This window comes from Stenotrophomonas sp. SPM, from assembly GCF_003105135.1.
Lineage (GTDB): Bacteria > Pseudomonadota > Gammaproteobacteria > Xanthomonadales > Xanthomonadaceae > Stenotrophomonas.
In genome coordinates, this window is sequence record NZ_QETL01000037.1 from 21,021 (window position 1) to 34,595 (window position 13,575).

General features: G+C 66.7%; 11 protein-coding genes and 1 pseudogene. 2 read left to right on the forward strand and 10 right to left on the reverse strand.

Annotated features, from left to right (window positions below):
* Window positions 1-118: 118 nt before the first annotated feature.
* The 6 genes from DCO49_RS10165 to DCO49_RS10190 form a co-directional block, all read right to left on the reverse strand.
* Entirely contained in the window at window positions 119-1,540 is a 1,422-nt protein-coding gene (locus DCO49_RS10165; RefSeq protein ID WP_116863931.1) for an efflux transporter outer membrane subunit, read from the reverse strand.
* The gene (locus DCO49_RS10170; protein ID WP_116863932.1) at window positions 1,534-2,271 is read right to left on the reverse strand and encodes an SDR family oxidoreductase; all 738 of its coding nucleotides are present in this window, start codon (window positions 2,269-2,271) and stop codon (window positions 1,534-1,536) included. The genes DCO49_RS10165 and DCO49_RS10170 overlap by 7 nt, the downstream gene beginning before the upstream one ends.
* Window positions 2,272-2,334: 63 nt before the next feature.
* On the reverse strand, window positions 2,335-5,505 hold the full coding sequence (locus DCO49_RS10175) for a multidrug efflux RND transporter permease subunit (protein ID WP_116863933.1): 3,171 nt from the start codon (window positions 5,503-5,505) through the stop codon (window positions 2,335-2,337).
* A gap of 127 nt (window positions 5,506-5,632) precedes the next feature.
* The gene (locus DCO49_RS10180; RefSeq protein WP_116863934.1) at window positions 5,633-6,853 is read right to left on the reverse strand and encodes an efflux RND transporter periplasmic adaptor subunit; all 1,221 of its coding nucleotides are present in this window, start codon (window positions 6,851-6,853) and stop codon (window positions 5,633-5,635) included.
* Window positions 6,854-6,944: 91 nt separating this feature from the next.
* Window positions 6,945-7,715, reverse strand: a complete 771-nt coding sequence (locus tag DCO49_RS10185; protein WP_116863935.1) for an SDR family NAD(P)-dependent oxidoreductase — start codon at window positions 7,713-7,715, stop codon at window positions 6,945-6,947.
* On the reverse strand, window positions 7,712-7,939 hold the full coding sequence (locus DCO49_RS10190) for a hypothetical protein (RefSeq protein ID WP_108768549.1): 228 nt from the start codon (window positions 7,937-7,939) through the stop codon (window positions 7,712-7,714). The genes DCO49_RS10185 and DCO49_RS10190 overlap by 4 nt, the downstream gene beginning before the upstream one ends.
* Window positions 7,940-8,085: 146 nt before the next feature.
* Here DCO49_RS10190 and DCO49_RS10195 point away from each other — a divergent pair, with 146 nt between their 5' ends.
* Window positions 8,086-9,114, forward strand: a complete 1,029-nt coding sequence (locus DCO49_RS10195; protein ID WP_108764812.1) for a LysR family transcriptional regulator — start codon at window positions 8,086-8,088, stop codon at window positions 9,112-9,114.
* 98 nt (window positions 9,115-9,212) lie between these two features.
* Here the strand turns inward: DCO49_RS10195 and DCO49_RS10200 are convergent, their stop codons facing one another.
* Window positions 9,213-10,103, reverse strand: coding sequence for a LysR family transcriptional regulator (locus DCO49_RS10200; protein WP_116863936.1), 891 nt, complete (start codon window positions 10,101-10,103; stop codon window positions 9,213-9,215).
* A gap of 119 nt (window positions 10,104-10,222) precedes the next feature.
* Here DCO49_RS10200 and DCO49_RS10205 point away from each other — a divergent pair, with 119 nt between their 5' ends.
* Entirely contained in the window at window positions 10,223-10,948 is a 726-nt protein-coding gene (locus DCO49_RS10205; protein WP_116863937.1) for an SDR family oxidoreductase, read from the forward strand.
* Between the two features lie 200 nt (window positions 10,949-11,148).
* Here DCO49_RS10205 and DCO49_RS10210 read toward each other — a convergent pair whose 3' ends face one another.
* The 3 genes and pseudogenes from DCO49_RS10210 to DCO49_RS10220 form a co-directional block, all read right to left on the reverse strand.
* Window positions 11,149-11,844 carry an OmpA family protein gene (locus DCO49_RS10210; protein ID WP_079221528.1) on the reverse strand — a complete coding sequence of 232 codons (696 nt, stop codon included), beginning with the start codon at window positions 11,842-11,844 and terminating at the stop codon, window positions 11,149-11,151.
* A 138-nt stretch (window positions 11,845-11,982) separates the two neighbouring features.
* A complete protein-coding gene (locus DCO49_RS10215) occupies window positions 11,983-13,398 on the reverse strand; it encodes a deoxyribodipyrimidine photo-lyase (protein ID WP_116863941.1) in 1,416 nt (471 codons plus the stop codon).
* 73 nt (window positions 13,399-13,471) lie between these two features.
* Window positions 13,472-13,575: pseudogene (locus tag DCO49_RS10220) on the reverse strand (IS481 family transposase); the annotation flags it as partial.

Here is a 13,575-nt window from a genome sequence, read left to right on the forward strand (position 1 = left end):
TACTACGGCGGACCAGCGTTCCGGCAGAGTCAGAAACGTCATGGCGGCAGCGGGCCAGATGCAACAAAGGGACGGATGCCTGCGCATCCGTCCCTTCCTGGGTACTACAACCCTGCGTTTACTGCACCTGCGCCACGCTCGGCGCCTGCGGCGACTGCCCCCAGCCACCCAGTGCCTTGTAGACACCGACCACACTGACGTTGACCTCGGCCTCGGCTGCGGCCAATGCATCGTCAGCGGCCAGCTGCGTGCGCTGCGCATCCAGCAGGGTCAGGAAGTCCTCCGAACCCTCGCGGAAGCGGATCTGCGCCAGCGATTCGGCACGCCGCGCCGCCTGCGCCTGCTCGACCACGATGGCCAGCCGCGCCTGCTGCTTGGAGTAGCGGGTCAGGGCGTTTTCGGTGTCTTCCAGCGCCAGCAGCACGGCCTGCTCGTACTGCGCAGCCACGCCTTCGGCCTCGGCCTTGCTGGCACGCAGGCGTGCACGCACGGTGCCGAAGTCGAGCGCCGCCCAGCTCAGCGACGGCGTCAGCGACCAGGCCTTGTTGTTGCCGTTGACCAGGCCGCTGGCATCGCCGCCGAGGAAGCCGACGAAACCGGACAGTGACAGCCGCGGGAACAGATCGGCCGTGGCCACGCCGACACGCGCGGTGGCGGCGGCGAGGCGACGCTCGGCCACGCGCACATCGGCACGCTGGCGCAGTAGCTCGCGGGTGTCACCCAGCGGCAGTGCCTTGGCAAACGCCGGCACGTCCTGCGGCGCCAGCATCGCGGTCAGCACTTCCGGGCGCTGGCCCAGCAGCACCGCCAAGCGGTTGCGCGACTGTGCCTCGGACACTTCCAGCAGCGGGATGTCGGCCTCGATCGCCTTCAGGCGGGCCCGGCTGCTCTGCACATCCAGTTCGCTGCCGGCACCCAGTTCCCAGCGGGCCTCGGTCAGCTTCTGCGTATCACGCAGGTTTTCCAGCGTGTGCTGGGCCACCGCGATGCGCTTCTGCGTGCCACGCAGCTCGAAGTAGTTGCGTGCCACTTCGGCGGCGACCAGCACCTGCGCGTCGGCCAGGTTGGCCTGCTCGGCACCGAGGTCGGCGCGTGCGGCTTCTGCAGCGCGGCGCTTGCGGCCGAACAGATCCAGCTCCCAGCCCGCATCGAAGCCGAGCTGGTAGCTTTCACTGAACACCCGCTGCCCACCCAGCTGCGGATCGGGTTGCTTGCGGCGGTCGTAGCTGCCGTCAGCGGTGATGTGCGGGGCCTGGTCGAAGCGGCTTTCGACGAACACCGCACGGGCCTGGCTAACGCGGGCCACGGCCACGCGCAGGTCCAGGTTGTCCGACAGTGCGCCGTGCACCAGTTCTTCCAGCACCGGATCGTCGAACTGCGCCCACCAGCTGGCCACCGGCGAAGCGGTGCTGTACACCGCCTGCTGTGCGCCCTGCAGCACCACCGGCTCCTGCGCTGGGGCCATGTAGTTGGGGCCGACGCTGACACACCCGGCCAGCACCAGGCTGGAGATGGCCATCGCCAACGTGCGGATCACCATGGCAGCACCTCGCCCAGGTAGGTGAAGCTGCCGCTGGCGCCGGCTTCGCCGACCAGCGCCATTTCCACGCTGGAACGTGCGCCTTCGCTGATCTCGATTTCGCCGTTGCCACCGTTCATGTCGGTCTTCACGTAGCCGGGGTGCACGGTGTTGACCTTGATCGGGGTGTTTCGCAGCTCGTAGGCCAGGGCCAGGGTCCAGCTGTTCACCGCCGCCTTGGAAGCGTTGTAGGCGGGGATCTTGAAATCGTAGATGCCCGAGTTCGGGTCGGCGTGCAGGGTCTGCGAGCCGAGCATGCTGGACACGTTGACGATGCGGCCGGACTTGGCCTGCTTGACCAGCGGCAGGAAGGCCTGGGTGACCGCGACCAGCGCGAACACGTTGGTGCCGAAGGTGCGGTGCCAGGTGTCCAGCGACTGCTCGGACGGCGCCTGCGCCGGGTTCTCGATCATGATGCCGGCGTTGTTGACCAGGATGTCCAGGCGGCCGTGGCGCTGGCGCACCTGCTCGACGGCCCCGGCGATGCTGGCTGCATCGGTCACGTCCAGCTGGATGGCTTCCACCGGCAGGCCTTCGCCCTGCAGCAGCAGTGCCTGCTCCACCGCGGTCTCGCGCTTGCGGCCGGCCAGCAGCGTGTGCACGCCGGCCTGGGCCAGCTGGCGCACGGTTTCCAGGCCGATGCCACGGGTGGCGCCGGTGACCAGCGCGATCTTGTTCTGATGGGTGTTCATGGATTCATGCCTTGGTTTGGGGGAAGCGGCCGCCGCTCAAGGCGGCGACCGCGGGAGTGCATGTCAGTGGTGAATGGTGGGATCGCCGTGCTGCACCAGCTGGCCGCCGCCGTTGCGGGTAACGAACTTGCGCAGGGCCACGTAGAACACCGGGGTCAGGAACAGACCGAACAGGGTCACGCCCAGCATGCCGGCAAACACCGTGATGCCGGTGACAGAGCGCACTTCGGCGCCTGCACCATGGGACAGCACCAGCGGCACGGTGCCGGCGATGAATGCGATGGAGGTCATCACGATCGGACGCAGACGCAGGCGGCAGGCTTCCAGCGCCGCTTCAACGATGCCCTTGCCGCCCATTTCCAGTTCACGGGCGAACTCGACGATCAGGATCGCGTTCTTGCACGCCAGGCCCATCAGCACCACCAGGCCGACCTGCACGAACACGTTGTTGTCACCACCGGTCATCCACACACCGAACAGCGCCGACAGCAGGGTCATCGGCACGATCAGGATCACCGCCAGCGGCAGCGACCAGCTTTCGTACAGCGCTGCCAGCACCAGGAAGGCCAGCATGATCGCCACCGGGAACACGATGAAGGCAGCCTTGCCCTGGGTGGCCTGCTGGTAGCTCAGGTCGGTCCATTCAGTGGTCATGCCCACCGGCAGCACCTTGCCGGCGATCTCGGTCAGCTTGTTCATCGCTTCGGCCGAGGACAGCAGGCGCGGGTCGGCTTCACCAGCCAGGTCGGCGGCCGGGTAGCCGTTGAAGCGCAGCACCGGGTCCGGGCCGAAGGTCTGCTTGATGGTGACCATCGAACCGATCGGCACCATCTCGCCGCGATCATTGCGGGTACGCAGCTTGCCGATGTCTTCGACGCTCTCGCGGAACGGGCCGTCGGCCTGGGCGATCACCTGCCAGGTACGACCGAACTGGTTGAAGTCGTTGACGTAGGCCGAACCCAGGTAGGTCTGCAGGGTGTCGAACAGCTCGGTGAGCTGCACGCCCTGGGCCTTGGCCTTGACGCGGTCCACTTCCGCATCCAGCTGCGGCACGTTGGCCTGATAGCTGGTGATCGGGAAGGCCATGCCCGGGGTCTGCGCGACGGTGCCCTGCATCGCCTGCACGGCATTCTGCAGCGCGCCGTAGCCCAGGTTGCCCCGGTCCTGGATGAACATCTGGTAGCCGTTGCCGTTGCCCAGGCCGAGGATCGGCGGCGGCATCATGGCGAAGGCGAAGCCTTCCTGCAGCCCGGCGATCTTCTGGTTGATCTCGGCGTTGATCTGCGCAGCGGTACGGCCATGACGCTCGGCAAACGGCTTGAGCGGAATGAACGCCACACCGGTGTTGGGCGTGTTGGTGAACTGCAGCGCGTTCAGGCCCGGGAACGAAATGGTGTGGGCAACGCCATCGGTTTCCTGGGCGATCCTGGCGACCTTGCGCAGCATTTCATCGGTACGCGCGATCGACGAGCCCTCCGGCAGCTTCACGCCGGCGATCAGGTACAGCTTGTCCTGGGTCGGGATGAAGCCCGGTGGCACCAGCTTGAAGATCATGCCGGTACCGACCAGCAGGATCGCGTAGACCACGAACACCGCGCCGCGACGACCGAGGATCTTCGAGACACCACGCTCGTACTTCTCCGAGCTGGACTTGAAGAAGCGGTTGAACGGACGGAACACCCAGCCGAAAAGGCGGTCGATGAGGCGCGTCGGCGCATCCTTGGCGGCGTCATGCGGCTTCAGCAGGCGCGCGGCCAGGGCCGGCGACAGGGTCAGCGAGTTGATCGCCGAGATCACCGTGGAGATGGCGATGGTGACCGCGAACTGCTTGTAGAACTGACCGGTGACGCCGGACAGGAAGGCCATCGGCACGAACACGGCGCACAGCACCAGCGCGATCGCGATGATCGGGCCGGACACTTCGCGCATGGCCTGGTGGGCCGCCGCGAGCGGGGTGAGGCCTTCCTCGATGTTGCGTTCAACGTTTTCGACGACCACGATCGCATCGTCGACCACGATGCCGATCGCCAGCACCAGGCCGAACAGGCTCAGCGTGTTGATCGAGAAGCCCAGCAGGTACAGCGCAGCGAAGGTACCCACCACCGACACCGGCACGGCGATCAGCGGAATGATCGAGGCACGCCAGGTCTGCAGGAACAGGATCACCACCAGCACCACCAGGGCGATGGCTTCGAGCAGGGTGGACACCACGGCCTTGATCGAGTCACGCACGAAGATGGTGGTGTCATACACCGCTTCGTACTTCACGTCGGCCGGCATGGTCTTCTGCATCTCGTCCATGGTGCCGATGACCGCATCACGGATTTCCAGCGCGTTCGCGCCCGGTGCCTGGAAGATGCCGATGCCCACGGCGTTCTTGCCGTCCAGCTGCGAGCGCAAGGTGTAGTCGCCGGCGCCCAGTTCAACGCGGGCCACATCGGACAGGCGCACGATCTCGCCATCGGTGCCGCTCTTGAGCACGATGTCGCCGAATTCCTTCTCGGACTTCAAGCGGCCCTGGGCATTGATCAGGGTCAGGAACTGGCTGTTGGGCAGCGGTTCCGCACCGAGCTGGCCGGCCGAGACCTGCACGTTCTGCTCGCGCATGGCGGCAACCACATCGCTGGCGGTCAGGCCGCGCGAGGCCACCTTGTCCGGGTCCAGCCAGGCGCGCATGGCGTAGTCACCGCCACCGAAGATCTGCGCATCACCCACGCCCGGGATACGGGCCAGCGCGTCCTTGACGTGCAGACGGGCGTAGTTGCGCAGGTACAGGGTGTCGTACTTGCCATTGGGCGAGGTCAGATGCACCACCATGAGGAACGTCGGCGACTGCTTCTGGGTGGTCACACCCTGCCGGCGCACGTCCTCGGGCAGACGCGCCTGCGCCTGTGCCACGCGGTTCTGCACCTTCACCGCCGCCGCGTCCGGGTCGGTGCCCGGGCGGAAGGTGACGGTCATCTGCAGCACGCCATCGGAGCCGGCCACCGACTTGAGGTACATCATGCCCTCGACGCCGTTGATCGCCTCTTCCAGCGGGGTGGCCACGGTTTCAGCGATGACCTTGGGGTTGGCGCCCGGGTAGACCGTGCGCACGACCACCGACGGCGGTACCACTTCCGGGTACTCGCCGATCGGCAGCAACGGGATCGAGATCAGGCCGGCGGCGAAGATCACGATCGACAGCACCGCCGCGAAGATCGGCCTGTCGATGAAGAAACGGGAAAAGTCCATGGAGGAATTCCTGGGAAATGCCGCCGACGGGCAACAGCCGCCCTGCCCCTCGTCAATCTGACGAAGGCAGGGAAGGCTGCCGCTGGCGCCGGCAGCTAAGCGGAAACTTGGATCAGGAGACGGCGGATCAGTGGTTCAGCGCGGCGGTGGCATCGCGGCCCGGTGCGGCGGCCGGCGGCTGCATCGCCACCGCCTTGGCCTGCACCGGCATGCCCGGCATGAAGACCTTCTGCACGCCGTCGATGATGACCTTGTCACCAGCGGCCAGGCCGCTTTCGACGATGCGCAGGCCTTCGACGGTTCGGCCGAGCTGGATGTCGCGGCGCTGGGCCTTGCCATCCTTGTCGACCACGTACACGTACTTGCGGTCCTGGTCAGTCAGCACGGCCTTGTCGTCGATGAGCATGGCCTGGAACTGGCCGCTGCCGAGCAGCTGTACGCGGGCGAACAGGCCCGGGGTGAACTGGCGGTCGGCGTTGTCCAGCAGCGCGCGGACACGGATGGTGCCGGTGCTGCGGGCCACCTGGTTGTCGAGGAAATCGACCTTGCCGGCGTGCGGGTAACCCTCTTCACCGGACAGGCCGACCTTCACCGGCAGTTCGCTGTCACGCTCGCTCGGGCGTTCACCCTTGCGGGCCATCTGGGCGTAGCGCAGGAAGGTGCTTTCGTCAGCATCGAAGTACACGAACACCTTGTCCAGCGAGACCAGCGTGGTCAGCACGCTGGCGCTGTCGCCGGCGGTGACCAGGTTGCCGGCGGTGACCATCGCGCGACCGGCACGGCCGTCGATGGGCGCGCGCACCTTGGTGAACTCCAGGTTGAGGCGGGCGGCATCCAGTGCGGCCTGCGCGGCCTGCACCGCAGCACCGGACTGGTCAGCCGCGGCGCGACGCTGTTCGGCGGTCTCGGTGGAGATGGCCTGCTGCTCGGACAGGCGCTTGGCACGCTCGGACTCGCTGCGGGCCAGGCTGGCCTGGGTGCGGGCGCGGGCCAGTTCGGCGGCGGCGCGATCGTACTCGGCCTGATAACTGCGGGCGTCGATGGTGAACAGGACGGCGCCCTTCTTCACTTCTTCGCCTTCCACGTAGTTGACCTTGTCGATGTAGCCGGAGACGCGCGGGCGCAGTTCAACGCTCTGCACGGCCTCGACGCGGCCGCTGAACTCGTCCCACTGGCTGATCGGCTTGACCAGCACCGGGGCGGCACTGACCTGCGGCGGCGGCGGCGCGCCGGCCTCTTCGGCATGGCCGCCACTGCAGGCGGCCAGCACCGCGGCTGCGAGGATCGACACGCCGGCCATCGCCAGGCGATGGCTGAAACGATGTGGGGTGGTGTTGGGGGAAGTCATGGCATGCATCCGTACGGAAGGGGTGGTAGTGCGTGGAAATCGGAGATCGGTGAAACGGTGGCGTAGCCTGCGACCTCAACGATGGTTGAGGTCAAGCAACGCCTGCGGTGTCGCGCCACAGCGGTGGCAGATCGAGGTTCAACAGGCCGCGCGGCAGTTCCGCATCGCTGCTGTCGCAGCGGACGATGGCGCGGTTGTCGCGGCATCCATCGAGCAGGGACACCACGCGGCGACCGACCAGCAGCGAGCTGGGCCACTCGATGCAGGCATTGGCCGCATTGGCCGGGGTGCACACGGGGCTGGACACTTCCAGCATCTGCGCACGCACGCCCAGTGCCTGCGCTTCCTGGTGCACGACCTGCGCGTACATGCGCAGGGCGGCGGTGGTGATCGAGGTTTCACCGTAGCCAGCCCAGGGCTTGGCACCGGCGGGGCTGCCGATCATCACGTAGCGGCGGGCGTGCGGGTTGTCCTGCAGCAGCGGCAGCAGGTGGCGCACCGCGTGGGCGTGCGGCATCAGGTCGGCCTGCATTGCACCCAGCAGGGCATCGCCACTGCGGTCGACGACACGGCCCCGGTTGTACGGACCGCCCATCGCCGCGACCACGGCTGCCAGCGGGCGCGGACGCTGCGCCACGCGTTCGGCCAGCACCCGTGCCGAGCCGTCGTCACTGAGCGAACCCAGCATCGTCTGCAGGCCGGGCTCATCGGCGAACAGCTCGTGCAGCGCCGCCAGCCTGCCCGGGTCGCGCCCCACCACCAGGACCGGACTGCCGGCCTCCAGCAGGGCACCGACCACGCCCTGGCCGACGGCACCGGTGCCACCGAGGACCAGGACCTCGGGCGTCAGAATCCCATTCACGGGACATTTCCTCCCAAATCCGGGATAGTCCCAATTCGACGCAGTCGGTCGCCCTGACGGGGGACCAGGCGGATCGAACTGCCGCGCTGGCTACGGACAGGCGCGGTGAACTCCCTGAAATCCTTGTGTACCAAGGAACTGGGACGGGCTTCCACGGTCATGGCCTGGTCCAGAGCGTTCTGGCCGGCACGCCGGAAGTGGTCAAGAATGTTGCGCAGGCTCATGGGGGACGAGCTCCATTTCACGAATGGCGCCACGATAGACCTCAAACCTTTACTTGATTAGTCCGGATTAAGGGGAATAATCATCCCGTCCCCGGTCCAATCGATCTGTCACGATTGTCCCATCCCCGCCGTCCAGGATCCCGACCATGTCCCACGATCTCAACGAGACGCTGATCTTCGTCAAGGTGGTCGAGCAAGGCAGCTTCATTGCCGCTGCCAAATCGCTCGGCCTGCCCAAGACCACGGTCAGCCGCAAAGTGCAGGAGCTGGAAACGCGCCTGGGTGCGCGCCTGCTGCATCGGACCACGCGCCGCCTCGGCCTGACCGAAGCCGGTTCGATCTATCACGAGCATTGCCAGCGCATCGCACGCGAGCTGGAAGAAGCAGAGAGCGCGGTGAGCCAGTTGCAGTCCGGCCCGCGTGGCTGGCTGCGCTTCACCGTGCCCTACGCCATCGGTATCACCTGGATCGCGCCGCTGCTGGGCCAGTTCCATGCGCAGTACCCGGAAATCCGCCTGGACATGCACCTGGGCAACGAGAAGCTGGACCTGATTGCAGGCGAAGCCGATCTTGCGCTGCGCGTCGGTGCCCTGCCCGATTCCAACCTGGTGGCGCGCAAGCTCGGCAGCCTGCGCACGCAGGTGTTTGCCAGCCCGGCCTATATCGAACGTTACGGCGAGCCGCTGCACCCGGAAGAGCTGCAGTTCCATCGCATCCTGGCCATGCGCAAGCCGTACCACACCGGCAATTCTCCGCGCTTCACCTGGCAGCTGGGCGAGAACGGTGGCGAGCTGCGCGATTTCCCGGTGACGCCGCTGATGACCGCCAACGACATGTCGGCGTTGAACGGCGCGCTGGTGTGCGGCGAAGGCCTGCTGCTGACCGGCGACGTGATGGCCAAGCCGTTCGTCGAATCGGGGATGGTGCGCCGCGTACTGGCCGGCTGGACCGGGCCGGAAGTGGATTTCAACGCGGTGTTCGCCGGCGGCCGCCTGGTCTCGCCGAAGGTGCGTGCCTTCGTCGATTTCCTGGTGGAGAAGCTCAACTTCGATGCCAACTACATGCTGGCGCAGTGCCCGGCGGCGAAGCTGGCACGGCAGCAGCAGGAGAAGGAAGACGCGGTGCTGGAAAGCAGTGGCAAGCGCATCCTCGAGAAGGTCACTGCTGCGGCATGACCGACGCATCCACGCATGGCGTGGATCTACTGTTCGACTGCTTTTGTAGAGTCGAGCCATGCTCGACTGGCTTTTGTAGAGTCGAGCATGGCTCGACTCTACAGGTCGGAGAGCACGTGCTCGACAAGCGCGCGCAGCTTCGGTTCGGCCTGGCGACGGCTCGGGTAATACAGGAAAAAGCCTTGGAAGCGCGGGCAGTACGGCTCCAGCAGTGACACCAGTTCACCGCGCTGCAGCCACGGCCGCCACGTCTCTTCCATGCCGATAGCGATGCCCGCGCCGGCCAGCGCCAGGCGCACCATCACACCCATGTCGTTGCTGGTGATTTCCGGCTGCACATCGACGCTGAACTCGCGGCCGCGCTCCTCGAATTCCCAGCGATACGGCGCCTTGCCCGGCGCACTGCGCCAGCCGATGCAGCGATGCCCGGCCAGGTCGCGCGGATGCGTCGGCAGCGTGTGCTGACCGCGGTACGACGGCGCGCACACCACCAGCTGCCGCTGCCGCGCCGATACCGGAACGGCAACCATGTCCTGGGCGATGACTTCGCCCAGGCGCACGCCCGCATCGAAGCCCGCGCCGACGATATCGAACTCTTCATCGCTCACCGTGATATCCAGCTGCAGCGCGGGGTGCTTTGCCGCGAAGCTGGCCAGCAACGGTCCGGCGAGGAAGGCTTCGGCGATGGAGGAGACCGCAAGCCGCAGCTGTCCGGACACGGCGGTCTGGCGCCGTTGCGTGGCCTCCAGTGCGGTATCCAGCTCGGCCAGCGCCGGCCGCACCGACGCCAGCAGTGCCTGCCCGGCATCGGTCAGGTTGACGCTGCGGGTGGTGCGCAGGACCAGAGCGATGCCCAGCGCCTGTTCAAGCTTGCTGATCGTCTGGCTGACCGCGGATCGGGTCACGCCCAGCTGGTCGGCCGCACCAGTGAAGCTGCGGCACTCGGCCACCCGCTGGAACACGGCAAGGGCATTGAGATCGACGGGCATTGGTTAGCATTCCTTAACAGGCTGATCGGCAATCGCCATCTTATCGCGACAACGCGGGCGATCTACCTTAGCAACACCGGGTCCAGACCGACCCTTTCCATCCGATCAGGAGTCCTGCCATGAGCGTTTCCCGAACCATCCTCATCACCGGCGCGTCCAGCGGCATCGGCGCCGGCATTGCCCGCACACTGGCCCAGCCGGGTGCACGGCTGGTGCTCGGCGCGCGCCGTGTGGACCGCCTGCAGGCATTGGCCGACGAACTGCGCGGGCAAGGTGCGCAGGTGCTGGTGCAGGCGCTGGACGTGACCCAGCGCGCGCAGGTCGAGGCCTTCGCCGTCGCCGCGCTGGCGGAGTTCGGCAGCATTGATGTGATCGTCAACAACGCCGGCGTCATGCCGCTCTCGCCGATGGCCTCGCTGAAGGTGGACGAGTGGGACCGGATGATCGACGTCAACATCCGCGGCGTGCTGCACGGCATCGCCGCCGTGCTGCCGCACATGCAGGCGCGTGGCCACGGGCAGATCATCAACATCGCCTCGATCGGTGCGTTGTCGGTGGTGCCGACGGCCGCGGTGTACTGCGCGACCAAGTACGCGGTGCGTGCGATTTCCGAGGGCCTTCGCCAGGAACACCGCGAGCTGCGGGTGACCTGCATCCATCCGGGTGTGGTGGAAAGCGAGCTGGCTGACACCATCACTGATCCGGTCGCGGCAGAAGCGATGGTGCAGTACCGCGCCATCGCCCTGCAGCCCGATGCGATTGGCCGCGCGGTGCGTTTTGCAATCGAGCAGCCGGGCGACGTGGACGTGAACGAGATCGTGGTGCGGCCAACGGCGGCGGGGTGACCTGCCTCTTGTAGAGTCGAGCCATGCTCGACTGCTTTTACGGAGTCGAGCATGGCTCGACTCCACAGAAGGCGAGAAAGCGCGCGGTCGAGCGGCGGACGGTTCCATGGCGTGCCGAGCAAGGCTCGGCACCTACAAAAAATGCCGCCTGCAAGGGCGGCATTTTTGTTCCGGCTTCTCCGGAACCATACCGCTACGCGTTATTGCTTGAGCGGAATCACACGGATTTCCACGCGACGATTCTGCGCGCGGCCGGCATCGGTGCTGTTGTCGGCAATCGGATACGCCTTGCCGGCACCCAGAGTCTCGATGCGCACCTGCTGCACGCCCTGCCCCACCAGGTACTGCGCCACCGAATCGGCGCGCTCCTTCGACAGGCGGTTGTTCACCGCATCACTGCCGATGCTGTCGGTGTGGCCGACCACTTCGATCATGGTCTGGTTGTACTCGTTCAGCGTGCTGGCCACGCCATTGAGCGAGCCGTAGAACTGCGGCTTCAGCGCCGACTTGCCGAAATCGAAGGTGATGCCGTCCGGCAGGTTCAGGGTGATGTTGTCGCCCTGGCGCTGCACGTCGATGCCGGTGTTGGCGGTGCGCTCACGCAGGGCGCGCTCCTGGCGGTCCTGGTAGTTGCCGATGGCCGCGCCGCTCAGCGCGCCGATGCCGGCGCCGACCAGCGCGTGCTGGCGACGCTCGGTGGCGCTGTTGCCACTCAGAAGGCCTGCGGCCACGCCGACGGCGGTACCGATCAGGGCGCCACGACCGGTGCGGTTCTGCTGCTCGGTCGGGTTGCCGTACTGGTCACTCTGCACGTAGGAGCCGCCGGTGGCGCACGCCGTCAGCGCGGCAGCGGTCATCAGGGCCAGGGCGACGTTGCGGGTGGTGTTGCGGATCATGATGGTCTCCTTGAATGCCGGCCAGTGCGGCGTGCGAACGACCCGGAGGATATACAGCCCGGCGCGATGCCGGGATGATGGATGTGAAGGCCGGACGTATTGCATTCAGCTTTCTGAGCCGGCCTTCATCTGCCCGCTTTACTCGCCGCCCGTGCTCCGATAGGCCGCCAGCGCGGCATCACGGCCAGCGGCCAGATCCACCAGCGGCGTGCGCGGATAGCCCGGCGCCTTGTCGGCCAGCAGCAGCGGATGCTGCCAGGGCGCAAAGCGCGCCTTGACCGGCAGTGTCCCCAGCTCTGGCACCCAGCGGGTGATGTAACGGGCCTGCGGATCGAACTTCTCGGCCTGGGTGACCGGATTGAACACCCGGAAATACGGCGCTGCGTCGGCGCCGGTACCGGCCACCCACTGCCAGCCCATGGTGTTGTTGGCCAGGTCGGCATCGACCAGCGTGTCCCAGAACCAGCGCGCGCCGTGCAGCCAGTGCGCGCGCAGGTGCTTGCACAGGTAGCTGGCGACGATCATGCGCACCCGGTTGTGCATGTAGCCGGTGTGCCACAGCTCACGCAGGCCGGCATCGACGATCGGCACGCCGGTGTTGCCGCGCTGCCAGTCATGCAGCTGCGCGCTGCTGGGGTTGGCCCACGGGAAACGATCGAAGCGCGGATTGAGGTTCTCGTTCGGCGTCTTCGCGAAGTGATGCAGCAGGTGATAGGCGAAATCGCGCCAACCGAGCTGGCGCAGGTAGCCATCGATATCGGCATCGGTGCCGGCGCTGCGCACGCCTTCCAGCGCATGGGCAATGCGCCACGGCGCGATCTCGCCGAAATGCAGGTGCGGCGACATTCGCGAGGTGCCAACCCGGTCCGGCAGATCGCGCTGCTCGCGATAGCCGCGCAGGGCGCCATCCTCGAACACCGACAGCGCCTCCAGCGCACCGGCTTCGCCCGGCTGCCAGTGCTCCCAGAAGCCGGTGTCCCAGTCGAGCGTCGGCGCCAGCTGCAGTTCTTCCAGCGCGAGGCTGTGGATCTTGTGGGCCGGCAGCTTCTTCGGCGCGGCCTGCAGCGCGGGCAGGCGCCAGTGGCTGAGCACGTTGCGCCAGTACGGGGTGAACACCTTGTACGGCTGCCCCTGCTGGGTCTCGATGTCCCAGGGTTCGAACAACAGGCTGCCATTGCAGCTCTGCGCGTCGATGCCCTGCTCGCGCAGCGTGCGCTTGATGGTGGCGTCGCGTGGCTGGGTGGCCGGCTCGTACTTGCGGTTCCAGTACACCGCCTCGGCGCCGCTTTCCTCGATCAGTGCCTGCAGCGTGGCCGGGCTCTCACCGCTGCGCAGGACCAGCGCCGAACCGCGTGCGCGCAGGTCGGCATCGAGTGCGGCCAACGAGCGATGGCGCCAGGCATCCGACGCCGCGCCGGGCGTCCACTCGCCCTCTTCCTGCGGCGCATGGATATAGACCGGAACCACATCATGGCCGGCATCGAGCGCGGCCTGCAGGGCCGGATTGTCCTGCAGCCGCAGATCGCGGCGGAACCACACCAACGCTACCGACACGTGCATCGCCTTCGTTCTGGATGGCGCACATGATAGCCAGCCACGGTGAAGGCATTGCACGCGGATCCGTCTGCTAGGTGTGTAAACCCACTACGTTGTTCAGCGGCACTCTGGAGATAGGTGGCTGGCCGCCGATCCCCATATGGGGACGGTGCCAGTTGTAGTGGTGCAGCCATT